This window comes from Pseudonocardia sp. Cha107L01 (assembly GCF_052566575.1).
Window position 1 is genome coordinate 3,570,311 of record NZ_CP199579.1, and the last position, 22,633, is coordinate 3,592,943.

19 protein-coding genes are annotated in these 22,633 nt (G+C 69.9%); 11 read left to right on the top strand and 8 right to left on the bottom strand.

All coding sequences use genetic code 11. The features are described 5' to 3' along the window. Positions 1-27: 27 nt before the first annotated feature. Entirely contained in the window at positions 28-927 is a 900-nt protein-coding gene (locus ACTXG6_RS16925; RefSeq protein ID WP_445188768.1) for a LysR family transcriptional regulator, read from the bottom strand. Positions 928-1,033: 106 nt separating this feature from the next. Here ACTXG6_RS16925 and ACTXG6_RS16930 point away from each other — a divergent pair, with 106 nt between their 5' ends. Further along, entirely contained in the window at positions 1,034-1,678 is a 645-nt protein-coding gene (locus ACTXG6_RS16930) for a hypothetical protein (RefSeq protein WP_445188769.1), read from the top strand. A 540-nt stretch (positions 1,679-2,218) separates the two neighbouring features. Here ACTXG6_RS16930 and ACTXG6_RS16935 read toward each other — a convergent pair. Then, positions 2,219-2,572, bottom strand: a complete 354-nt coding sequence (locus ACTXG6_RS16935; RefSeq protein WP_445188770.1) for a hypothetical protein — start codon at positions 2,570-2,572, stop codon at positions 2,219-2,221. Positions 2,573-3,094: 522 nt separating this feature from the next. On the opposite strand from ACTXG6_RS16935, the gene ACTXG6_RS16940 reads away from it, so the two are divergent. Both ACTXG6_RS16940 and ACTXG6_RS16945 read left to right on the top strand, forming a co-directional pair. Beyond that, a complete protein-coding gene (locus tag ACTXG6_RS16940) occupies positions 3,095-3,346 on the top strand; it encodes a DUF3500 domain-containing protein (RefSeq protein WP_445188771.1) in 252 nt (83 codons plus the stop codon). A 49-nt stretch (positions 3,347-3,395) separates the two neighbouring features. Further along, positions 3,396-4,304 carry an efflux RND transporter periplasmic adaptor subunit gene (locus ACTXG6_RS16945; protein ID WP_445188772.1) on the top strand — a complete coding sequence of 303 codons (909 nt, stop codon included), beginning with the start codon at positions 3,396-3,398 and terminating at the stop codon, positions 4,302-4,304. Between the two features lie 25 nt (positions 4,305-4,329). Here ACTXG6_RS16945 and ACTXG6_RS16950 read toward each other — a convergent pair whose 3' ends face one another. Further along, entirely contained in the window at positions 4,330-4,596 is a 267-nt protein-coding gene (locus ACTXG6_RS16950; protein WP_445188773.1) for a hypothetical protein, read from the bottom strand. 166 nt (positions 4,597-4,762) lie between these two features. Here ACTXG6_RS16950 and ACTXG6_RS16955 point away from each other — a divergent pair, with 166 nt between their 5' ends. Next, positions 4,763-5,038, top strand: a complete 276-nt coding sequence (locus ACTXG6_RS16955; protein ID WP_445188774.1) for a DUF4242 domain-containing protein — start codon at positions 4,763-4,765, stop codon at positions 5,036-5,038. Positions 5,039-5,045: 7 nt separating this feature from the next. On the opposite strand, the gene ACTXG6_RS16960 is transcribed toward ACTXG6_RS16955, so the two are convergent. After that, on the bottom strand, positions 5,046-7,580 hold the full coding sequence (locus tag ACTXG6_RS16960; protein ID WP_445188775.1) for an ATP-binding protein: 2,535 nt from the start codon (positions 7,578-7,580) through the stop codon (positions 5,046-5,048). 156 nt (positions 7,581-7,736) lie between these two features. Further along, positions 7,737-7,931 carry a hypothetical protein gene (locus ACTXG6_RS16965; RefSeq protein ID WP_445190028.1) on the bottom strand — a complete coding sequence of 65 codons (195 nt, stop codon included), beginning with the start codon at positions 7,929-7,931 and terminating at the stop codon, positions 7,737-7,739. Here ACTXG6_RS16965 and ACTXG6_RS16970 point away from each other — a divergent pair. Beyond that, a complete protein-coding gene (locus ACTXG6_RS16970) occupies positions 7,845-8,057 on the top strand; it encodes a hypothetical protein (protein WP_445190357.1) in 213 nt (70 codons plus the stop codon). The genes ACTXG6_RS16965 and ACTXG6_RS16970 overlap by 87 nt on opposite strands. A gap of 184 nt (positions 8,058-8,241) precedes the next feature. On the opposite strand, the gene ACTXG6_RS16975 is transcribed toward ACTXG6_RS16970, so the two are convergent. Genes ACTXG6_RS16975 through ACTXG6_RS16985 form a run of 3 tightly spaced genes read right to left on the bottom strand, consistent with a single transcriptional unit; the run spans position 8,242 to position 10,963 of the window. Next, a complete protein-coding gene (locus ACTXG6_RS16975) occupies positions 8,242-9,192 on the bottom strand; it encodes an IclR family transcriptional regulator (protein ID WP_445188776.1) in 951 nt (316 codons plus the stop codon). Further along, complete coding sequence (locus tag ACTXG6_RS16980) at positions 9,189-10,451, bottom strand: type III PLP-dependent enzyme (protein ID WP_445188777.1); 1,263 nt, start codon at positions 10,449-10,451, stop codon at positions 9,189-9,191. Before ACTXG6_RS16980 ends, ACTXG6_RS16975 begins: the two co-directional genes overlap by 4 nt. After that, positions 10,451-10,963 carry a hypothetical protein gene (locus tag ACTXG6_RS16985; protein ID WP_445188778.1) on the bottom strand — a complete coding sequence of 171 codons (513 nt, stop codon included), beginning with the start codon at positions 10,961-10,963 and terminating at the stop codon, positions 10,451-10,453. The genes ACTXG6_RS16980 and ACTXG6_RS16985 overlap by 1 nt, the downstream gene beginning before the upstream one ends. A gap of 636 nt (positions 10,964-11,599) precedes the next feature. Between ACTXG6_RS16985 and ACTXG6_RS16990 the strand changes: the two genes are divergently transcribed. From ACTXG6_RS16990 to ACTXG6_RS17015, 6 genes are all read left to right on the top strand, one after another. Continuing rightward, entirely contained in the window at positions 11,600-14,254 is a 2,655-nt protein-coding gene (locus ACTXG6_RS16990; RefSeq protein WP_445188779.1) for a LuxR C-terminal-related transcriptional regulator, read from the top strand. Positions 14,255-14,358: 104 nt separating this feature from the next. Next, positions 14,359-17,442, top strand: a complete 3,084-nt coding sequence (locus tag ACTXG6_RS16995; protein ID WP_445188780.1) for an ATP-binding protein — start codon at positions 14,359-14,361, stop codon at positions 17,440-17,442. Further along, positions 17,439-18,548, top strand: coding sequence for a hypothetical protein (locus ACTXG6_RS17000; RefSeq protein WP_445188781.1), 1,110 nt, complete (start codon positions 17,439-17,441; stop codon positions 18,546-18,548). The genes ACTXG6_RS16995 and ACTXG6_RS17000 overlap by 4 nt, the downstream gene beginning before the upstream one ends. Beyond that, complete coding sequence (locus ACTXG6_RS17005) at positions 18,545-20,860, top strand: FAD-dependent oxidoreductase (RefSeq protein WP_445188782.1); 2,316 nt, start codon at positions 18,545-18,547, stop codon at positions 20,858-20,860. Before ACTXG6_RS17000 ends, ACTXG6_RS17005 begins: the two co-directional genes overlap by 4 nt. Positions 20,861-20,874: 14 nt before the next feature. Further along, positions 20,875-21,546, top strand: coding sequence for a hypothetical protein (locus ACTXG6_RS17010; protein ID WP_445188783.1), 672 nt, complete (start codon positions 20,875-20,877; stop codon positions 21,544-21,546). Then, entirely contained in the window at positions 21,543-22,607 is a 1,065-nt protein-coding gene (locus ACTXG6_RS17015) for a polyprenyl synthetase family protein (RefSeq protein ID WP_445188784.1), read from the top strand. Before ACTXG6_RS17010 ends, ACTXG6_RS17015 begins: the two co-directional genes overlap by 4 nt. Positions 22,608-22,633 lie beyond the last annotated feature (26 nt).

Sequence of the window (22,633 nt, forward strand, 5' to 3'; positions counted from 1 at the left end):
AGTCGGCCGGCGGCGCAGGTCGTGGCGTCACCGTAGGAGATGTTGTGGAGCGATGGTGGCCTGGTCGGCGATGGCCGCCACGAACGCGGCGGTGACCGGGTCCGGGCGGACTCGGGTGTACACGCACAGCTCGCGGTTGACGGGCGGGTCGGGCCGGAGCACGAGTCCGTCGAAACCTGGTGGGATGATGTTGCTGGGCACGAGGGTGAGCCCGAGACCGGCGCGGGCCATGTTGATGGCGGACGGGCCCTGTTCGGTGCGTAGGGAGATCTTGGGTTGGAAGCCGGCCGCGGCGCATGCCTGATTCAGGTGGTCCGACAGGCCGCTGTGTGCGGTGAAGTGCACGAACTCGCGGTCGGCGAGATCGGCCATGCGCACGTGGGACTGGCCGGCCAGCGAGTCGTCACCGCTCGCGCCGACGACTACGAACTCCTCGACACCGATCGGCAGGATGGGTCCCTCCCACTCCAGCGGGACCGGTCCTACCGCGAGGTCGGCCAGGCCCGCGTCCATGGCCGCGATGAGGTCGTGGGTGTGCCGGAACTCGACCAGGTGGGCACGTATCTCGGGATAGTCGCGCCGCAGCGCGGCCAGGGCGGCCGGCAGCACGCCGACGCTGATGGAGAACAACGTGCCGATATGCAGCTCGCCGGCGACGACGCCGGACGCCCGCTTGGCGGCGCTGCTCACCCGCTGCGCGTGGGCCAGGCTGGCCCGGGCGTGGGGGAGGACTGTTCGCCCGGCTGGGGTGAGGCGGATTTTTCGAGGCAGGCGTTCGAGCAGCGGGCCGCCCAGCTGGCGTTCCAGCGCGAGGATCTGGTGGGACAGGCCTGGCTGGCTGACGTGCAGCACGTCCGCGGCCTTGGTGAACGACCCCTCGTCGACCACGGTCACGAAGTACTCGAGCTGGCGCAACGAGATCGTCATGCACAGAACTTATCAACACTAGTCTAACTACTTGTTGGACACATGACGAGACGCCCGGCAGGCTCTGCCTGATCACAAAGCGTCGGTATGAGAAACAGGAGCAGCCATGCAACGGCTTCGTTTGTTGTGCCTGCACGGTTATCAGGGCAACAAGCAGATTCTGCGCCAACAGATGGATCCGCTGTTTCACGGGCTCGAGGCCGACTGTGTCCCGGTGGACGCGCCGTCCATTGCCGAGGGTGACTTCGGCTGGTGGCACGGCAATTTCACGTCTTATCGCGAGGGGTTCCGCGGCTGGCAGCGGACTCGGGACTGGTTGGTCCAGGTATTCGCCGGTGAACCGCGTTTCGACGGTGTGTTCGGTTTCAGTCAGGGCGCCGCTCTGGTCGGGCTGCTGCCCGGGATGCGCGCGCCGGACGGTCGGCCCACCGATGCCACCCCGCTGTCGTTCGACTTCGCGATCGCGGTAGGCGGGTTTCGCAGCCGAGCACCGGAGCATGAGCCGCTCTTCGCCGCGCGAGCCGGGTATCAACTGCCATCACTGCACATCATGGGGACGTCTGACCGGATCGTGCCGGCGGCGGACTCGCGTGTGCTCGCCGAGCGGTTCACGTCGCCGATCGTCCTTGAGCACGCTGGCGGTCACATCATTCCCGGCACTCCGTCGATTCGCGCGAAGGTCACCGATTTCCTTCAGGAGATGGCCGATCGCAGAAATTCCGCACAATTCACCGGACAGGAGTTGAAATGAAGTCCTCTCGTTCCGTTAGGGCAAGCCACGGGCCATCCTGACGGTCGGGCACGGCACGGCAACCGGCATCGAGGCCCCCGACCTGCAAGCGCTGGCGAAAACGCTGCCGGCTCGGGGGATCACGGTCGCGCTCGTCGAACAGCCCTACCGCGTTGTCGGTGATCCCAGCCTGTCCGGGCCGACGATTCTGGACACCGTGTGGCGGGAACTGTGGCCACGCTTCGAGTCCGCGCGGCTGCCGATGATCGCCGGCGGACGCAGCGCGGGCTCGCAGGTCGCCTGCCGGACCGCCCGGGACCTGAAAGCCCTTGCGACCCCTTCGGCCGTCCAGCGCAGTTCCCCGCGCTGCCAGCTGGCATGGAGTTGGTCGAGATCCACCAGGCCGATCACGTATTCCACGTCCCTACGACCGGCAGACGGCGCTCGAGGCGCTGACCACGGCGGTCGGGGACTGGCTGGACCAGCGACTCCGTCAGGTCGCGGCCTAGCGAACCCCCGATGGCGGCTGAAACGGAACTGGTGACGACCTTTGACTTAGAGTTATCCGCCCGGGCGGGTCCAGTTCGCACGCTTGGCCGTTATCAGATGGCGTCCCAGTAACGATAGGGAGGTGCGGACCATGCCGATCTCGACTTCGCTGACCCCTTTGCGGTGCAGCAGGGTGAAGTAGCGATACTGGGTGCGGTCGGCATGTGGGTCGGGTCCGCCGGCTTGCCATCGCAGGTATTGCTCGGCGTGGGCGCTGTAGCAGTGTCGCCGCTGGGGCGACACGTCCTGGCGGGTTAGCCAGGTATTGAACCTGGCGATCAACGCATCCAGCGTTGTGTGGTCTGGGATCTGTTCGAGGCGCGATGGTGGTTGTCGATCTGGGGCAGTGGCGCTTTCGAGTGTCATGCCCGCCCCCACGATGTTCGGAGTCCGGATCTATCCTGGTGGACGAGTGTGAGCTGCATCGATGGCTTCCGGCGGTGTCGGGTGGACAGGTCCGCCAGGGGCCAGGGCGGTCAAGGCTCATGAAGCGTGGGCCTCTGGGGCAACAGAGACAAGCCTCGTAGAGAAAACGATGTGTAAATTGCCGGCCGGTGTTTTCGCTTCCATCTGGCGTGAATGCGCGATCGTGCTGCTTGTCTTGCGCGTCCGCTGCACGGCGGCCTCAGTGTGGGCCGACGCAGAGCACATAGCCGCTGAACAGGTTGCCGAAAGACCGCCTGGCCCGCTCGTGGCGCCCCGGACCGTCCGGCAAACGATCCGTGGGTCGATCACCGTTGAGTCGTTCCGCTACAGAACCTGGTATTGCGCAGCGGATGCGTCGCATGCGACCCGCCTATAGTCCCTGCCCTGTTTGGTAAGGCTCAGCGATCCTGACCACCGGGTTGACCTGATTCGACGCGCGGCCACCCCAACCCAGTAGCGCGCGTGACCCCACAGGCCTTATCGAGCACCGCTCCGACATCGAGTGGCGTCTCGTCAGCGCGCCACGCGACATGCCGGTCCGGGCGTGCCCACTCACCGGTGATGCTCATCGAGTACGACAACCACCAGGGCATCTTCCTCGACAACGCCGAGCCCGAGCGCTTCCATGTGCACACCATCGTCCGGGAACCGCACGGCAACGACTACGGCAAAGATCTCCTCGCCCAGCACTACGCCCGCCATCACACGAGGTGAAGCGACGATCGAACCGCCGGTTCAGCGAGGTCGGTGGGTCCATCGGAAGATGGATGTGCTCGTCGCACCCGGGGCGCGTGCCGGGCTCGACTGGCTCGGACCGCTCGCGGACTGGTCGTCGTTCGGCCTGGTGGAGCGGTTCTCCGGGGCGCTCGAGCCTCGGCTGGCGACCTGGCTGGGTGGTGCGCTGGCCACGCTCGGCTGGCTGGTGCTGGCCTTGGCGGCAGTGACGGCGACCCACCTCGCCACCACCCGCGCGGAGCGGCGGCGGCGCGCGCTGGCCCGGTCGAGGCGCCGGTTGCCGCTGGCCAGCAAGGTGCTGTTCGCGGTAGTAGCGGTGGCCAGCCTCGTCGAGGTGGCCGCATTCGGCGGGAACTACCTGCTCTCCGGTCGCTACTACGTCTCGACCGACAACGCCACGGTCGACGGGGACAAGATCGGGATCAACGCGCCGACCACCGGCGTGGTCAGCAACTGGCTCATCGAGCAGGGCTCCGCGCTGCGGGCCCACCAGGTGGTCGGGCGCATCCGGTCGGTCGGCGGCGGTGCCCGGCCGGCGTGGCCGGTGTTCGCGCCCGGGGTCGGCACGGTGGTGGTCAACGACGTGGTCGGCGGGTCCTACGTGCGGGCCGGGACCGAGCTGGCCACCGCCTACGACTTGGCCCGGATCTACGTCACCGCCCGGGTCGACTCCACCGAGATCGCCTCGGTCCGGCCCGGCGAGCTCGTCGACATCACCGTCGACGCCTTCCCGGGCGTCGGTATGACCGGGGTGGTGGACGTCGTGCAGGGCTCGACGGCCGGGGAGTTCCACCCCGCGCTGGCCGACGGCGCCCTACCCGGCACCGCCCCGGCCGATGTCATCCAGTACGTCCCGGTGAAGATCACGCTGCTGGACACCGCCGGAAAGTCGCTGATCCCCGGCATGAACATCAGCGCCCGCATCCAGCGTTCCTGACCGGCCGAGGAGTGTGGCCGGCGCTCTATCGCTGGGGCGGTCCCGTCCGCGCGCCGCGCTCGGCGTACGCCAACTCGTCGCCCGCGATCGGGTCGTGGCAGGCCGAGCAGGTCAGCACCGGGTTGGTCGGCTCGCCGCACCGGGTGTGCACGAGCTCCCTCGGCGACCCGGAGCGACGGGTATCGGCCAACCGGGCGATCATCACCCACGCCGGGACCAGCTCCGAGGCGATCTCGGTCAGGTGGTACTCGAACCACGGCTTGTCCTCGCGGTACTGGTGGCGCTCCAGCATGCCGGCGTCGACCAGGCTGTTGAGCGGGTGGCGGATAGGGCGCGGCCCCGCCGAGATGGGGAGATCCGCGGCCGGAGATGGGGAACGCTACCGACGCGCCCGGAGGCGCTGCGCTCCTAACGTTCTCCCTGTTCACAGAACTACCGACCGAAAGAACAGGACGACGATGACCACCTTCGTGATCGAACGCAACATCCCCGGCGCGTCCCAGCTCACGTCCGAGCAGCTCCGCGAGATCTCCGCCAACTCCAACCAGGTCGTGGACGGGCTCGGCGTGGCCTACATCTGGCACCACAGCTACGTGGCGGGCGACAAGATCTACTGCGTGCACGAGACCGACGACGCCGACACCATCCGCGAGCACGCCAAGCGCGGCGGCTTCCCGGCCGACGTCGTGGTGGAGGTCGCGGCGGTGATCGGCCCCCAGACCGGCAAGGCCTGACCGCGCTCTAGACCCCGAGCCGGCGGGCGGCCGCGGCCGCCTCACCTCGGGAACGCACCTCCAGCTTGGCCAGGATCGCGGACACGTGGTGGTCCGCGGTCTTGGGTGAGATGACCAGCCGGTCGGCGATCTGGGCGTTGCTCAGCCCGTCGACCAGCAGGTCCAGCACGTCCAGCTGCCGAGCGGTCAGTCCGGCCGGGTTGGACCGGGTCGCCGCGGCCGGACCGCGGGGCACCCCGGCGACCCCGAGCTCGCGCAGCCGGGCCCGCACCCGGGTGGCCACCGCGCGCGCCCCGAGATCGTCCAGCACGGTGAGCGCGGCGAGCAGGTCCGCCGGGGAACCGGCGTCCCACGACCGCAGCGCCTGCTCATAGGGCTGGTCGGCGGGGGCGGGCGGGTCGGTGTCGGGTCCCGGCCACGCCAGATGCGGCAGGTCGGCGTCCGCCAGCCGGCGAGTCCACCGGCGCAGCGGGGCCAGGGCCGTGTCCCGGCCGGCGAAGTGCAGCTCCGCCAGGGTGGCCACGGTCGCGCCGAGCAGGCGGGGATCGGGGCGGCGGGTGACCCAGGACTGCTCGGCCAACGCCGCCACCACGGGAGCGAGCTTGCCGGGCTCGTCGAGACGGGTGGCTAGCCGCCACAGCTCGTCGAGGTGCTCGTTCTCGGCCGGGGCGCCCCGGCGAACGGTGAGCAGGCCGAGCACCAGGTGCGGCCACAGCCGGCCCAGTGGGATGTCGCCGGAGGCCAGCACGGCATGGGCGTCCTGCTCGGCCTCCGCCCAGCGTCCTTGCAACAGCCGCAGCCGGGCCTGCACCCCGCGTTGCCAGGCGGTGCAGATCGGGATACCGCGCTCGGTGCTCAGCCGCAGGGCGTCGACCAGCACATTGTCGGCGTCCTGGAGCCGACCGTCCTCCACGTCGAGGTGCGCGAGGTTGCTCATCGGTGCCGTGGCCAGCTCGTCGATCCTGTGCCGCAGACCGGTGTCCCGTGCCGCGAACAGCCCCGCCCGTGCGGCCATGTCGCCCTCGAGCAGGCGCGCGACGGAGAGTGCGACCGTGGCCGACGCCCGCAGCGGCGCGTCGTCGAGCTCATCGGCGATGGCTTCCGCCCGGGCGCCGAACCGCATTGCCTCGGTCGCGTCGCCGCGGTGCGCGGCCAGGTAGGCCCGGTTCGCCAGCGCGAAGCCGAACTCCCGGTGGTCCCCGGCGCCGTCCAGGATCTCCACCGCCGCCCGGTCGTGCAGGTCGGCCGTGGCACGGTCCGCCGCGTACCAGGCGAAGTCGGAGATCCACCGGTGGGCGGCCCCGACCGCCACCACGTCCGTCAGCTCCCGGCGCAGCTCCAGCGCCTGCGTGCGCACCTCGATCGCGTCCCGCAGCCGGTCGACGTAGTACAGCTCGTTGGACAGCGCCTCCAGGAGCGGGGCCCGCGTCGCAGGTTCGTCCCCGGCATGGCGCAGCGCGGTCTCGTAGAACGCGACCGCCTCGCGGTGTGCCCCCGAACGGGCCGCCCCGGCCGCCGCCGCGGGAGCGTGCCGCAGCACCCGGGGCCCGTCGCCGACCGCCGCGGCGTGGTGGGTGAGCACGCTGGGCTCGGCGCCGATCCGCTCCAGCGACTCCAGCATGCGCGCGTGCAACGTGGACTCCACACCCGGCGCGGTCCCGTCCAGCACCGCCGAGCGCGCGATCTCGTGGCGGAACGCGACGCCGGCCCCGCGCCGGTCGACCAGTCCGGTGGCGGCGAGCGTCTCGACCGTCGGGGCGGGCAGCTCCAACGCCGCGAGCAGCTCGCCGCTGACCCCGTCGGGGGCGCAGGAGAGCAGTTCCAGCCAGTGCCGGTCGGCCGCGGTGAGCCCGGCGGTTCGGGTGATGACGGCATCGCGGACGCTCTCCGGCAGCGGCGAGTCCGGTTGGGCCACGATCTGGCTGACGAAGAACGGGTTGCCGGCCGTGCGCCTGTGCACATCGTCGGCGTCCACGCCGTGGCCGGCCAGCAGCTCGGCCACGGCGGTCCGGCTCAGCGGGGCCAGCTGCAGTCGCCGCGCCTCCGGGGCGGACACCAGGTCGCCGAGGACCGGGCGCAGCGGGTGGTCCGGGCCCACCGCGTCCCGGTACGACAGCACCAGAAGCAGCGGCAGGCCGACGATCCGGCGGGCGAGGAACCGCACGAGGTCGAGGGTCGCCTCGTCGGCCCAGTGCAGGTCCTCCACGACCAGTACTCGCGGCCGGACTCGCAGGGCGGCCAGGACGGCGGTGAAGATCTCGTGCTGGACGGCTGACGCGCACAGCAGCGCGGACACCTCCGCGGCCAGTTCGTCGGCCACGTCGCGCAGCGGGCCGAGCGGGCGGGGTGTGCTGAGCGGGTCGCACATGCCCCACAGCGGTGGGCTGCTGCCTCGGATGTGCTCCGCGAACGCGCGCAGCAGGGCGGTCTTGCCGATGCCGGCCTCACCGGCGACGAGCACGAGGCTGCCTCGTCCCTCGGCGGTGCGGCGGGCGCGCTCGAGCAGCACCCGCAGGGGATGGTCCCGCTCCAGCAGCCGCACCCGCCGGATTCTAGGGAGCGGCCACCGGTCCGACCAGCGGGTTCTCCCTACGATGAGCCCGGTGGCACGGGCCCAGTCCTGCCGGGTTCAGATGTCGTCCTCGATGGGAGGCGCAGAGCCTGCTGGGGTTCGGCCGGCTCCGTCGAGCCCGCCGTGTCACGTGATCACCCCCACGTGATCGGCAGGGTGCGCAGGCCATTCGCCGGACCATTCGGCCGGAAGGTCAACTCTGACTCCGAGGCCGTCAGCTCCAGGTTCGGCAGGTTGTTCAACATCGCCGGCGGCCACCGACATCTCCATCCGGGCCAGTTGGTGCCCGAGGCAGTGGTGGATGCCGTGACCGAAGGCCAGGTGCGGACCGGGAACCCGCCGGACGTTGAACACGTCGGCGTCGGCGAGGAAGTCCGCGTCCCGGTTCGGCGACGGCGGTGGATGTCATTTCAGGGCGTCACGAGCGGCGTCTGGCAATACCGATGACGGCGGCCATGGTGGCTCTTGCGGATCTGTCTTTCTCCGGGTCGCTCCTTCGCTGACCATTCAGCGATAGGCCTCTTGTGTTGCGCATCTCTGCGATCCCGCCCATCAAAATTTGAGTTCCGACATTGAGAACGTCATGAGGAGCAAGCAGTTCCGGGGTCCGTCCGACATTGATGCCCTGTCGTTATTGATGGGTAAGATTGTGGGTGGTCTCCCGTGCAGCTCGTATTAGGAGGTCCGGCAGTATTGGTGGTGGGGTGCGGTTGACGATCATCGCGCAGATCGAGGCGACGGTCCCGCCCGGTAGTGTGATTCCGGCCGCCGCACAGAATATTCCGGGCAGTACTTCCTGGTGGTCGAGCGCAACCGCTGCGTGCTGCGAGAGGCTGTCGCGCACCCGTTTCCATTCCGGACGGGTATACCCTCTTGGCGGGTCACGATGGGGCTGGGCGGCGAGCACTATCCGGCCGGCAGCGGTGCGCGCGACGAACTCCTCGGTGGGAGCCATCTGCGGCAGCGGCCCCGACACATTGCCCGCTTTGGTCACGACCCGCATGGCGTTGTTGTGCAGGACGGTGACTGTGACCGCGCCCGCGCTGAGCCGGGCCAGGGTACGAGTCGGTGTGAGTGCAGCCCGGCGCAGCTTTGGGTGCGGCTGCCAGGATTGTCCGATCTGGGCGATTGTGTCGCCGACGTAGTATCGGTGCCCGTCGCGCTGCACCGCGCCGAGGTCGACAAGTTGCTCGAGGAGTCGGTGAGTAGTCGCCTTCGGCAACCCGGAATTGCGAGCAACCTCTGACAACCCCGCGCCGTTCGGGACACGGGACACCGTGTCCAGTACGTCGAACGCGCCCTCGAGGACACCTCGACCCCGTTGATCCGCATTGCCGCGCCCCACCGCTGACCCTGCCTGCCAATCGGCGCCGCTGCCGCCACCTGCGGTATTCCGCCCGATCCCGTTACCAGCTAGGTCCGCCGACTGCCCGCCGCCTGAGCCGAGCGGCCGGGCGGAAGGTACGAGGGCCGGAGAGGCAGATGCGTTCGGCATGGATACTTCACCTCTCTGGATCGCCAGCGTCGCCCGTGCCGTCTTTGCTTTCGTCACCGTCTCGAAGTGTGACGCGAAAATGTTCACGGTCTGCAGGTTAATGTATTGATTTGCGTCATTTCGCCGTTGAGTGATCCGATTGTGTCAATTCGGCGTCCTCTGGCCTGAACGACGGCAGGAGGCGGAAGTCCGTTAAATCCGCAGGAGGTCACCAGGGTGTAGGCTCCCATCATTGGGCTGATGAGGTGGTCACCAATAGTGAGGTGCGGCATAGGATAATCCGTCGCGATGACGTCGATGCTGTCGCATGTTGGGCCGGCGAGTACACATGGCTCGAGTGCCGGTGAGTGGGGATCCACCCGAGAAAGTGGATGCTCCCACAGCTCGTCCAGCGAGAGAATCGGCGGATGAACGTCTTCCCACGCCACATTCGAATACCCGCCATACACTCCGTCGTCCAGGTAGTACCACGGCACAGCCTGTCGCGTTCCGGCACCGATCACGGTGGTTATGAGGGTCATGCAGGATGCGACGACGTATCGCCCGGGCTCGGCGAGCACGGTAAGGCGATGTGCGTGCGGTGCGAGCAATGTCCTGATGGACTCGATGATGTCGTCCGCATTGCAGACTCCGTCGCGGTAGGCAACGGGAAAGCCACCACCGATGTCAAGAATCTCCAACTCGTGGTCGAGTCCGAGACGAATCTGGTCGATGAGTCGCAGGCAGCGGCTGATGGCCGTGCGATACGGTCGAGTGCTGTTGGTCTGGCTCCCAACGTGGAAGCTCAGCCCGTTCACTCGGACGCCGTTCTCGATCGCGTACGCGATGAGATCGACCGCGTCGGCGGGTGCCGCTCCGAACTTCGCGGACAGATCGACCTTGGCCTCAGGGTTACGGAACGACAGCCGCAACAGCAACTGGATATCGTCCGGTCGGCCGATGAACTTCTCGATCTCGCGGGCGTTGTCAACCACGAACGTGCGGACGCCGCGACGATAGGCGTCGTCGATGTCCGAGGCTCGCTTGATCGGATGGGTGTACAGGCAGGTACTCAGGTCCGAGCCGACCGTCTGGACGGAATCGAGCTCGGAGCGGGACGCCACCTCGAAGAAGCCCCCCGCCCCGTGCACGGCACGTAGTACCGCGCAATGGTCGAGCGCCTTGATCGCGTAGTGGAAACGGACGAAGGGGAGCGCGCTACGCAGGGCGCGGTACCGGGCAGCCGCTCGTTCAGGCTGGAGGACCAGCAGCGGGGTCCCATGACGGCGGATCAAGTCCGGCAGATCGACATTGCGGGCCCAGGCCCGCAGGTCGTGACGAAGGGCCGCGCGACGCGTCACGTCCATCAGGAATCTCCTTGCGGGCGGAGTCGAACCGGAACGATCAGTCTCCGGTGCCGCTCGAAGCTCAGAATGGCGACGGCGTAGAAGACGATGTCGGCCAGCAGCTTCCCCACGAGCCAGCCACTGGTGGTGTCATTCAGGACGGATGGCAAGAGATAGAGCAGGACAGTGCGGGCGCCCACATCCGCTATCTCGGCCAGTCCGAATTCGAGCACCGTTGCGCGCAACACACACCAGAACATTGCCAATCGCCGGCGTCGTGCCGGTCGGGGTGAGGCGCGGCGCCAAGTCGTCCATGAGCGAGCCGCCGAAAGACCGTAGTAGCCGACGCTCTCCGCGACCGTTCCCGCGATCGCGGCCGCGGCAAGTGAACCGGTCTGGCGGTATGTCAGGTGCGCGCCCAACAATGTTGCCGCAGTGCCCGCTACCTCGAGCGGGAGGTAACGGCGCAGCCAGGCCGTCATCCGGCGAGGAACCGTCGATCGAGTATCTAGTTCGACATCGCTATCCGTCATCGTTGATCCTCGTGACTTCCGGTGGGCCGCATCGAGTGTCTCGCTCGGCCCGCGTATGACGCCGATCAGAATTTGAATTCAATGGCTGATGTCATGCGGCGGAGGAATCCCGGCGCCTGGCTATCCCGAGGATGGTGGGTTGGCTCAGTCTGACATCGGTGGTCCGTGGCCCCCGTCATTCCAAAGTGATGATTCCTCGTGGGGGTACCGAATTGCAGCTGCCCGTAGTCGTCGACATTGACAGTCAAGGTCTGTTGGCCCGTTGAGCTATATATGGCTACGTATGCCTTCATGACTGAAGGGATCCCCTCTGGCCTGGCTGAACTATGTCGCTGTCTGGGCGCTCCCGGCTGCCCGCCGGTCATGAGCCGTCGGTCCCGTCGGCTCAGTGAGCGAATGCTTGTCCCACGTCGCGGCGAAGAGTAGGGCGAAGGACACCTCCGGGATGGGTAGAAATGCCCACAGTCGGGCGCTGGGTGGATCTGGAGGTCGCCCGGCGGAGTGCGTCGAAGTACGCAGACCGAGCGAGCCGCGGTACGTGGCCCTGCAGGCGCCGACGAACGACGGTGGGTGCCTCAGAAATTTCGGACTGGGAGCAGCGGTGGGATGCAACGGCGACGTAGCGATGCCACACCGATGAGCGGGACCTGCTGGCCGCTCACCGGACGTGAGACCGAGCTGGCCCGGGCGATCAACACGTTGCGTGATGACGGGGGTGTGGTGCTGGCCGGCGCGGCCGGGGTCGGCCGGAGCCGGTTGGCCCGCGAGATCCTGCGGGACGCCGGTCGGCGTGGACGCTCCGGCCACTGGATCGGTGCGACGGCGGCCGCCCGCGGTATCCCTTTCGGTGCGTTTGCGGTGCTGCTCGGCGGCGCCGACGGGTCGGTGGAGGTGCCGTCACTGGCCCAGGCGGCTGCGGCCCTACGTGACGAGGCGGCCGTGCTGGTGGTCGACGATGCGCACCTGCTCGACGACGCGTCGGCGGCGTTGCTGCACACCCTGGCCATTGAACGCTCGATCGCCCTGGTCGTGACCGTGCGCACCGGCGAGCTGGCCTCGGACGCGGTGACCGCGCTGTGGAAGGACGACCTGCTCGGGCGGCTGGAGCTGGCCCCGCTCGGGGAGGCGGACACCGCGACCCTGCTGCAGACGGTTCTGGGCGGTCCGCTGGATGCGGCGAGCGCGCGGCGGTTGCACGCCGCCACGGTGGGAAACGTGCTCTGGCTACGCCATCTGGTGCACGGCGAGCGCGCGGCCGGGCGGTTGATCGAGCGGGTCGGCCAGTGGCGATGGCCGGGCGAACCGGAGATCACCCCGGTGCTCGCCGACCTGGTGGAGACACGATTCGGCCAGCTCGACGCCGCCCATCGACTGGTGCTGGAGTTGCTGGCGTTCGGGGGGCCGCTGAGCGCTGAGCTGGTGGCAGGCTCGGCCGACCTGGCCTCAGTGGTCGAACTGGCCGAGCGCGGACTCGTCGCGACGGAGATGTCCGGGCAGCACGTGCGGCTGCGGCTGGCTCAGCCGCTCTACGGCCACGCCGTGCGCTTGCGTACCAGCCAGCTGCGGGCCTGGCGGGTGCGCGGACTGGTAGCCGAGGCGCTCGCCGGGGCCGCTCCTTGGCCCGGTGACACCACGCGCCGTGCGGTGCTCGCTCTCGATGGTGACTGCACGGTCGAACCGGCGCTGATGACCGAGGCCGCCGCGAGGGCGGCCTCGGCGGCCGACCTGCCGCTTGCCAACCGACTGCTGCGGGCGGCGTGCGACGGCGGTGGCGGATTCGAGCCCCGGCTCGCGCTCGGGCTTCTGCTGGCGTGGATGCTGCGCGTCGACGAGGCCGAGGCCGAGATCGCCGAGGCGATCCGGATCGCCACCGACGACGAGCAGCGGGTGCGGAGTACCTGTGCGAGGGCGATCATCCTGTTCTTCCAGCAAAACCGCCCGGACGAGGCGTGGACGCTGCTCAACGAGGTCGGGCAGGTCGGGCGGATCAACTCGGCCCACCTGCGCGGGGTGCGGGCCGCGTTTGCCGCCGCCGGCAACCGGCTCGATCAAGCCGAGGAGCTCGCCACGCCCATCCTCGACTCACCCGACGCGGCTCCGTTCGCCCAGGTCTGGGCCGGCTGCGCGCTCATGGTCCAACACGGCCTTGCCGGCCGGGCCGACCGGATCGTTGCGCTGGCCGATCGGCTGATCGACGTTGCTGCCCGGTCTCCGGAGACGGCGATCCTGGGGCTGAACCTGCGGTACCTGCAGGTCGTCGGACTCGGCTTGGCCGGTCTGCTCGACCGCGCGACGGACTGCATCGAGTCGTTGGCCGACATGTCAGGCGAGCACGCGGTGATGGCCAGGGACGCCGCGGCCGGGCGGCTCGCGTTGGATCGGGGCCAGGTGCGCACGGCGGCGCGGTTGTTCGAGGGCAGCCGGGCACTCCGAGCCAACGATGGCGGCGCCTGGACACCGGTCTTCGAGACCGCGATCGCACTTGCGCGGGGGATGGCCGGCGATGCGCTCGGCGCCCGGGAGGCGCTCTGCTCGGCGGAGGAGTTCGATCACCCGTGCGTTCGGCTGCACGAGCCGGAGCTGGCCCTGGCCCGTTCCTGGGTGAGCGCGGCCGAGGGTGCGGTCGGGGAAGCCATTGCGCATGCCGAGCACGCAGCGGAGCTGGCGGCGTCGTGCGGGCAGTTCGCCGTCGAGGTGCTCGCCCGGCACGCCTCCGTGTGCTTCGGCGCCACCGACCAGGCCGATCGACTCGCCGCGCTCGCCGCGACGGTGGCCGGACCGAGGGCGTCGGCGGCCGCTGAGCATGCCGACGCGCTGGCCGCCGACGACCCGGATGCGCTGCTGGCGGTCTCCGCCGAGCTCGAGCGCCACGATCTGCTGCTGCCGGCCGCCGACGCAGCCGCCCAGGCCGCCGTCCGCTTCCGGGCCCGAGGTGCCACCACTCAGGCCGCCTTCGCCGCGGCCAGGGCGAGCGGGCTGGCGCAGCACTGCGACTGTGCCCGCACCCCGGCGCTGCTGGCAGGCGTCGCACCGCTGCAGATCAGCAGCCGCGAGCGCGAGGTCGCCACGCTGGCGGCGACCGGGCTGTCCAACCGGGATATCGCCGGAAGGCTCTACGTCTCGGTACGCACCGTCGAGGGCCACGTCTACCGCGCCTGCACCCGGCTCGGGCTCACCGACCGGGCCGCGCTGGCCGCGCTGGTCAGCGACAGCTCGACCCCGATCGGCCGAGGTACCGGCCGAGTCACGGGCCGTGTGGATTGGTCCGGGGAACTCGTTCGACCCCGATGATCCGGGTTCTGTAGAACCGTACTCATCTAGAATGATGAAGGACCCGGGCACCCGCTCCATGATTCCTTCACACCTGGCCATGGGGTGCGCTAGCTTTTTCGCTGGTGGCCGGCGGCGGAGGGGCAACGAGCGAGGGCGCGCAGCGCGCGAGCGCGGCGGCCTCGCTGGTGGCCCGTGCACGCGAGGCGGTCAGCGCGCGGCGCTGGATGGAGGCGCTGGACCTCGGCTCGCAGGCGCTGGTCGCCGATCCGAGCCTCGACGACGCCGCGGCGGTCGTGGGCATCGCCCGACATCGGCTGGGCGGGCTGAGCCCTGGCGATGCCCAGCTCCGCCAGCTGACGGTCGTCGCGGTCGACATGTGCGCCTCGACCGCGATCGCCGCCGCGATCGGCCCGGAGCGGTACCGCGAGCTGATGATGGATCTCTACGGCGTCTGCGTCGAGGCGGTCGGGCGCTATGACGGCCGGGTCGTCAAGTACAGCGGGGACGGCGTGCTCGCGCAGTTCGGCCATCCGATTACCCACGAGGACGACGGACGCCGTGCGACGCTGTGCGCGTTGGCGATCCTGGACAGTGTCGAGCGCCGGGGCGCGCGCTGGGAGCAGCGCTATGGCACCAGGGCGATGGTCAGGATCGGTCTTGACACCGGCATCGTCGCGGTGGGGCCCGTCGATGCGAGTCCCTGGTCGATCGACGAGATCGCCGGCGACCCGCCCAACATCGCGTCCCGGGTGCAGGCAACCGCTGATCCGATGAGTGTCTGGGTCACCGAGGCCACCCGCCGGCTGATCGTGGGCTGGTTCAGGACCGAGCCCATCGGGCTCGTCGACCTGCGCAACTACCCGAGGCAGGTGTTGCTGCACCGGGTCCTGCAGGCGACCGACGCCGAGAACCGCCTCGAGGCGAGCACCCGGCCGCGCCCTCTCATGGTCGACCGCGTCGTCGAGCTGGAGCTCCTGCGTGGGGCCTGGAACCACGTCAACGACACCGGCGAACGTCGGGTCGTCGGGCTTACCGGGCCGGCCGGTATCGGCAAGTCGCGGCTGGCCGAGCACATGATCGCGGTGGCGGTCGCGTGTGGGGCGACACCGGTGACGCTGGCCTGCTCACCGCTGCACCGGGCAAGCCCGCTGCGTCCGGTGGTGCGGGCGCTGCGGCGCCAGTTCCGGATCACCGCCGAGGGCGAGGCCAGCGACGCCGAGGTGCTCGCCGCGGTGCACCGTCAGCTCGAGCAGCTGCCGGGATGCCGGCTGCCGGCCGAGGAGGTGGCGCCGATCCTGGCCTCGCTGCTGGGCGGGCCGACGGTCGTCGACGTGGAGCCCGATGTGCTGCGCCGGCGCGGTTTCGTCGCGCTGACCGATCTTTTCGAAGGGCTGGCCGCCCGGGGCCCGGTCGTGCTGCACGTCGACGACATGCATGCCGCCGACCCCTCGACCGCCGAGTTGCTCCTCCAACTGCTGGCCCGTCCGACCGCCGCGCTGCTGGTCATACTCGCCGGGCGCACCCTGCCCGACAGCGCCGCCTGCGACGCCGTCGTCGAGCTCACCGGGTTGGGAGCCGACGACGCCACGGCGCTCGCGCGCTCGGTCGCACCCGACCTCGACGACGGCACGATCGGCCGCATCGTTGAGCGCTGCGACGGTCTGCCGTTCTACGTCGAGGAGTTGGCCCACTCTGCCGTCGAGACGCACGCCGAGGTGCGCTCCGGGGTCATCGAGCTCTCCGCATTCGTCGCGGCCCGGTTGGACGAACTCGGTGCGCCGCTGCGCAGGCTCGCCGGGCAGATCGCCATCGCCGGCAGCGAGATCGACGTCGCCACCCTGGCGCGGCTGTCCGACCAGAGCACCGAGCGGCTCGGTGTCCAGATCGCCGAGCTGACCGCCCGAGGGGTGCTGCGACGGAGCATGAACGGGCGCCGCGACGTGGTGAGCTTCCGTCACGACGTGCTCCGCGAGGTTGCCTACCAGACGTTGCTCGCCGCCCGCCGTGGCGAGCAGCACCTGAAGCTGGCCCGGATCCTCGCCGAGCAGGTGCCCCGCACGGCACGACCCGACGACCTCGCGCGCCAGTACACCCTCGGCGGCGATCACGCGGGCGCGCTGGCGAGCTGGCTGGAAGCCGGCCGGGCGGCGACCGCGACCGGCGCGCGGCACGAGGCGATCGAGCTTTTCACCAACGCGCTGCGGGCGATTGAGCAGCTGCCGGCCGCCGCATCACTGACCGGAGCCGAGCTCGAGGCGCAGCTCAACCTCGGCACGGCGCTGTCCACGATCCACGGCTACACCTCGCCGCAGGCGCGCGCCGCGTTCGAACGGGCACGGGAGCTGGCCGATGCGCTGGACGACAGCACCGCGATCTTCCCGGCGTTGTGGGGGATCTGGAGCTACTGGTTCGTGCTCGGCGAGCACGACACCGCGCTGGCCCTCGGCGAGCGCTGCGTGGCGATCGCCGAGCAGGAGACCGCCGACGAGCGATTCCGCTGGACGGCCGCCGGGATCGTCGGTTACGAGCTGCTCTACCTCGGCGACTTCGCCGGTGCGCGGGACAAGCTGGAACTGGCCGCGCGCCACGTCGGCAGCGAGCCGGTCGCGGACTTCCCCAACGACCCGCTGGTGGTGAGCCATGCAGCGCTCTCCGTTGCGCTGTGGTTCCTCGGTGAGTACGAGCGCAGCGCCTCGGTCGCCGAGGCCGCGGCGGAGCGGGCCGGCGGGATGGATCCGGGCAACCGCCGGACCGCGTTGAATCGGGCCTGGGTGTATTGCATGCTGGCCTGGCGCGCCGAGCTCGCCGGCGACCCGGCGACCGCGATCGAGTTCTCCGACCGGGCGGTGGTGATCTCCACCGAACACGGCTACTCGACCTGGCTCGCGGCGGCCACCCTGCACCGCAGCATCGCCCAGTGCACGCTCGGACAGACCGACGAGGGCCTGCCGACGCTGGCCGCGGTGGTCAACGCCTGGCAGAGCGCCGGCCGAGACGCCGACGGTCACCAGCGGCACCCGGTGCTGATGACCCCGTACTTCGCCGGCCGCCTCGCCCAGATACGGCACGCAGTGGGCGATCACGAGGGCGCTGGCACGATCGTTGCGGCGCAGCTCGAAGCGACGGCGGCCAACGGCGAGCACTTCTGGGACGACCCGCTGCGCGCCCTGCGCAGGACCCTCGACAACTCGAAGGATCCGGTGTGACGATCCGCAACCTGCCCGATTACGTCGATGGCGGCGGCCGGCGGCAGGTCTGGCGCCCGCCGTACGGAGCGCGCAATGCCCAGCTGCTGGGGATGGTGGTGAAGGCCGACCGGACCGCCATCGACACGTTGCTCGACCGCGATCTCAACGCCCCTGCGGGCGGTGCCGTGGAGTACCGCTGCGCCCACCGCAACATCCTCGTGATGCTCGCCGACATCGTGAAGATGCGCTCGACCGACCCCTTCGACTCGCAACGCGGCTTCCTCGCCGAACGCGAGCTGTCGATCTGGTGTCTGGCGGCCGACCGGAACGCGGGGGAACGGCTGGTCTGCTACCTGCCCTACATCTTCACCGACTCCGGCCAGACGGTGTCCACCGGCCGTGAGGTCTACGGCTATCCCAAGGAGCTCGGCGCCTTCGACGCCGGATTCGCGGATATCTTCACGCCCACCGGGGCCACGACGAATATCGACGCGCTCGCGATCGAGAAGTTCGGGTGCGCAGCCAAGGCCGTGCCGCGCACGATGGTGTCGATCACCCGGAAGGCAGGGCCCGGCTCGCCACCGGTACCGGCCGAGCCGACTCCGCGCGAAGAGGTGCTGCGCAACCTGTTCCCCGGCGCCTTCTCCATCGACGACGACCGCGGGTTCGAGGTCAGCCCCAAGCCGCCGCCCTCGGCGACGATCACCGTGGGCAGCGCTACGCCGCCGGCCCGGCCGGCTCCGCCACCCCCGTACGCGCGGCCGGTCATCGAACTGCGACGCAGCTCGCCGCTGAACGCGGACCCGGACACACTGGCCGCCCAGCTCGCACAGAGCCCCACGCTGGTGTTTCTCAAGCAGTTCCGCGACATCTGCTGCCCGACGAAGGCCTGCTACCAGGCGATCGTCGAGTCGACGATCTCGATCAACCCGGCGGGTGCGACCTTCGAGCCGCTCGACCCTGCCCTGTTCAGCCTCACGGTGTCGACCTACGACAGCCAGCCGATCGCCGCTGAGCTAGGTCTGGGCCCGGGGCAGACCACGCTCACCCCCGACCGGGTATTCCTGGCGTCGCTGGACTTCGATTCGTTGACCGGCCTCGAGGTGTGGCGAGCGCCGACATGAGCAAGCCGCGCATCGTGATCCTCGGCGGCGGCGTCGGTGGCGTGACCACCGCCGTCGAGCTGTCCCGTGGCCACTGGCGGCAACGTTTCGACTCGATCACCCTCTACCAGCAGGGCTGGCGGCTGGGTGGCAAGGGCGCGAGCGGGCGCAGGGAGAGCGACCTGCGTATCCAGGAGCACGGCCTGCACATCTGGTTCGGCTTCTACGAGAACGCGTTCCGGATGCTGCGCGAGTGCCACCAGGAGCTGGACCGGCGCGCAGCCGACCCGACGCTCGCACAGGCGCGCTGGAAGCTTGCCAAGATGAGCGTGGACGACAGTTTCCAGGCCTGCGGGCCGATCACCCTGACCGATCACGACGGGTGCGACTGGAAGCCCTGGGTCGCCGACTTCTTCCGCTTCGACCACGACCGGCCCTGGTACGAGAACGACCCCCGGCTGCCCGGTCAGCGGCCTGAGGACTGGTCCGCGGTGTTCTTCGCTGCGCGCTGCCTGTTCCTCGCCGCCGACCTCGCGGCGTCGCTGATCGGGTCGAACTCCGGCCCGAGTGCGACGATCACGCCGGGCAGCGGCGGCCCGCCACCGGTGGCGGCCTCCATCGGGGCGCTGGAGGCGTTGCTCGGGGACGTCCGGGGTCTGCTGTCCGGTGGTCTGAGGGAGATCCTCGGCCTGGCCGGTGGCATCCTCGACGCCGCCGCGCGCGTCGGTGCGGCGGTGCTGGCCGGGAGCGTGATCGTCGACCTGGTGCTGCGGGCGGTCGACTTCGCCACCCAGCAGCTGCGCAACCGCGCCGACGAGTACCTGCGCGCGGACGACACCGTGCGCCGTGCCTGGTACGTCATCGACCTGATGCTCGCGATCGCCCGGGGGATGGTCGAGGACGACGTCATCAGCGCGAACGACTTCGGGCGGATCAACGACGTCGACTTCCGGTCCTGGCTGCTCGGCCACGGTGCCGCTAGGGAGAGCGTCGACTCCGCGCTGGTCCGCACCGTCGTCTACGACCTGGCCTTCGCCTACCGAGGGGGCGACCCGCAGCGTCCGGCGGCTGAGGCCGGCACCGCGCTGCGCGGTCTGCTGCGAACGTTCTTCACCTACCGCGGCGCACTGATGTGGAAGATGAACTCCGGCATGGGCGACATCGTCTTCGCGCCGCTCTACGAGCTGTTGGAAAAGCGCGGAGTCAAGGTCGAGTTCTTCCACCGGGTCGAGCAGGTGAACGCCTCACCCGGTGCGGCCGCCTCGCCCGGTCTGGTCGAGAGGATCGAGCTCGACGTCCAGGCCACCCTCCCCACCACGACCAAGGCGGGCAACTTCCTCAACCCCCGACCGCCGACCCCGCTGACCCCGACGGATCCGACGGACCCGGCCGGAGCATCGCCGGAGAGCACGGCGTCGCCCGAGGTCACGGCAATACAGAGCAACTTGGCACTGTGGCCGGCCACGCCCAGGGTGCCCCACACCGGCCCACAGCCGGAGCCCGAAGCGGCCGCGTATGAGTCGTGGCTGATGGACCCGGCGATCACCAAGGTCGCGGGGAAGACCCTCGTTCGCGGCGCCGACTTCGACGATGTGGTGTTCGCGCTGCCGATCGCGACGGTCCCGCTCATTGCACACGACCTGGTCTCGCACTCCAAAGCCTGGAGCGAGGCCGTCGAGAAGATCGAGACCGTGCCCACCCAGGCGCTGCAGCTGTGGCTGACCGAGCCAGCGTCGACGCTGTCCGACCACGCCGACGGTTCGGTCGTCGGCGGCTTCGCCGAGCCCTACGACACCTGGGCCGACATGGGCCACCTCAAGGCCCAGGAGAGGGTTGGCGCGGCCACCGTCGCCTACTTCTGCAACGTCCTCGTCGACACCCCGCCGCCGCCCCGGGGCCCGGATGCCAATGCATGGCTGAAGGACCAGGACGCGCTGGTGCGGGCGCAGGCGGTCCGATTCCTGCGCCGCGACATTCGCCACCTATGGGCGCACGCGCTGGACCCGGTGACCGGCGAGTTCGACTGGAACCGGCTCGTCGCGCCGCCGGGTGTCGTCGGCGAGGCGCGGCTGGACTACCAGTTCCTGCGCGCCAACGTGGAGCCCTCGGAGCGCTACGTGCTCTCGGTCCCCGGATCGAGCGCCCACCGCATCCACCCGGGCGACACCGGCTTCGGCAACCTCTACGCGGCGGGCGACTGGACCGCGTGCGGCCTGGATGCCGGGTGCGTGGAGGCGGCGACGATGTCGGGCCTGCTCGCGGCCAACGCGATCCTGGCGAAGGTCGGCGCGACGACCGAGATCCGGTACATCATCGGCTACGACGGACCGTGAACGGGAGAACCGAGATGCCCGAGGTACCGCAACATCCCATCGAACCGCTGACCGCCGGAATCACCGACGCAGCCCTGTCCGGCTTTCACGCGTTGGAGATGGTGGCCGGGGCGTTGGCCGAGAGCGTGCGCGCGCGGCCCTCGGCGCAGGGCAGCCGGCCCGCCTCCACCCAGGGCCGGGCCACGCCGCGTGGGCAGGCCGGCCCGGTGGCCCACCGGGCCCCTGACCCCGGCGCGTTGACCGAGGAACTGGTGCGGGTCTTCGCAGAGCTGCTCGGGCGTGCCGGTGAGGTCGCGCAGTCCGTCGCCCAGGCGCTCACACCCCCACCCGGTCCCAGGGAGAACTGCGAGCCCGACACCCCAACGGTGGCGCGGCTGGTGACCGATGCCCGTGGTGGCGACCCGGTCAGCGCCGAGTTCACGTACTGGAACACCGGTACGACCGCGCTGCGGGACGTGACCTTCAATGCCTCCGATCTGGTCGGCCACGCCGGCCGGATCTCCAACGAGGAGATCAGCTTCGAACCGCCCAGTATCGCCACCATCGCGCCCGGCGACGGGGTGACCGTGACGGTGAAGGTGGCGGGCAACAACTCCCGGGTGGCGGCCGATTACCACGGCGCCGTGACGGGTGACCCCGGCGCCGGCGCGGTACTGCTCACGGTGCGGTCGACAACCCGGCAGTGAGCGCACTCGGCCGCACCGCCTCCGCCGAGCAGGTCGCGGCCGTCCTGGAGCGCGAGGGTGCGCGTGCTCGCAACGGGCTGCTGGGGTACCTCCCGGAGGGTGGGCCGCAGGCCGCGTTCTACCAGATTGCCGCCGACTACCCCCGGCGCGCGGGTAAGGGGATGCGGCCAGCGCTGTGCCTGGCGACCTGCCGGGCCTACGGCGGCAGCACTGAGAACGCGTTGCCGGCGGCCGTCGCGATCGAGATGCTGCACAACGCGTTCCTGGTGCACGACGACATCTGTGACGACGCAACGCGGCGCCGTGGGGCGCCGGCCCTGCACGTCGAGCACGGCGTCCCGCTCGCCCTCACCGCCGGCAACGGGCTGGCCTGGCTGGCGTTGCGGCCGCTGCTGGACAACGTTGACCTGCTGGGCTCGGCGCTGGCGCTGGATGTATTGCGCGAGTTCGACCATCTCACAAGGCGCACGATCGAGGGCCAGGCGGTCGAGATCGGCTGGCGCGATGGTGGCTGCGGGGAGGCCGATATCGACTCATACCTGAGCGTCGTGCTGGCGAAGACGTGCTGGTACTCCGCCATCCACCCGTGCCGCATCGGGGCGCTGATCGGCTCCCGAGGTGCCGCCGATCTCGATGCAATCGCCCGCTTCGGGTTCTTCCTCGGGGCGGTATGGCAGATCCGCGACGACATCGAGAACGTCAGCCGCCAGGTACGGAGTGGCGCGGACTTCGGCGGGGACGTCATCGAGGGCAAGCCGACGCTGCTGCTCGTGTACTTGCTCGCGGCCCTTGACGCCGACGAGCGCGCCGAGATTCTTGCGCTCGTCGGGCCGGCTGGATCGACCAGCGGCCTGTGCGCCCCGGAACGCATCGAGCGCGTCGTCGGTCTGATGGAGAAGCACGGGGCGGTCGACTACGCGTGCGCGTTCGCGGACGGGCTCGCGGGAGCGGCCCTCGCGGAGTTCGACACCGCGATGGGTCACCTGCCGGACGGGCCCGACAAGGACTTCGTGCGCTCGCTCGTGCTCTACCTGCGTGACCCGGTCATCCGAGGCCGCTGAGTGGGGGCTCACCCAATGCCGTGGGG

What these genes read in the sequence shown, in the direction of transcription:
- ACTXG6_RS16925 (WP_445188768.1), bottom strand. Translation starts at nt 927, where the DNA reads ATGACGATCTCGTTGCGCCAGCTCGAGTACTTCGTGACCGTGGTCGAC.
- ACTXG6_RS16930 (WP_445188769.1), top strand. Translation starts at nt 1,034, where the DNA reads ATGCAACGGCTTCGTTTGTTGTGCCTGCACGGTTATCAGGGCAACAAG.
- ACTXG6_RS16935 (WP_445188770.1), bottom strand. Translation starts at nt 2,572, where the DNA reads ATGACACTCGAAAGCGCCACTGCCCCAGATCGACAACCACCATCGCGC.
- ACTXG6_RS16945 (WP_445188772.1), top strand. Translation starts at nt 3,396, where the DNA reads ATGGATGTGCTCGTCGCACCCGGGGCGCGTGCCGGGCTCGACTGGCTC.
- ACTXG6_RS16950 (WP_445188773.1), bottom strand. Translation starts at nt 4,596, where the DNA reads ATGCTGGAGCGCCACCAGTACCGCGAGGACAAGCCGTGGTTCGAGTAC.
- ACTXG6_RS16955 (WP_445188774.1), top strand. Translation starts at nt 4,763, where the DNA reads ATGACCACCTTCGTGATCGAACGCAACATCCCCGGCGCGTCCCAGCTC.
- ACTXG6_RS16980 (WP_445188777.1), bottom strand. Translation starts at nt 10,451, where the DNA reads ATGGACGTGACGCGTCGCGCGGCCCTTCGTCACGACCTGCGGGCCTGG.
- ACTXG6_RS16985 (WP_445188778.1), bottom strand. Translation starts at nt 10,963, where the DNA reads ATGACGGATAGCGATGTCGAACTAGATACTCGATCGACGGTTCCTCGC.
- ACTXG6_RS16990 (WP_445188779.1), top strand. Translation starts at nt 11,600, where the DNA reads ATGAGCGGGACCTGCTGGCCGCTCACCGGACGTGAGACCGAGCTGGCC.
- ACTXG6_RS17005 (WP_445188782.1), top strand. Translation starts at nt 18,545, where the DNA reads ATGAGCAAGCCGCGCATCGTGATCCTCGGCGGCGGCGTCGGTGGCGTG.
- ACTXG6_RS17010 (WP_445188783.1), top strand. Translation starts at nt 20,875, where the DNA reads ATGCCCGAGGTACCGCAACATCCCATCGAACCGCTGACCGCCGGAATC.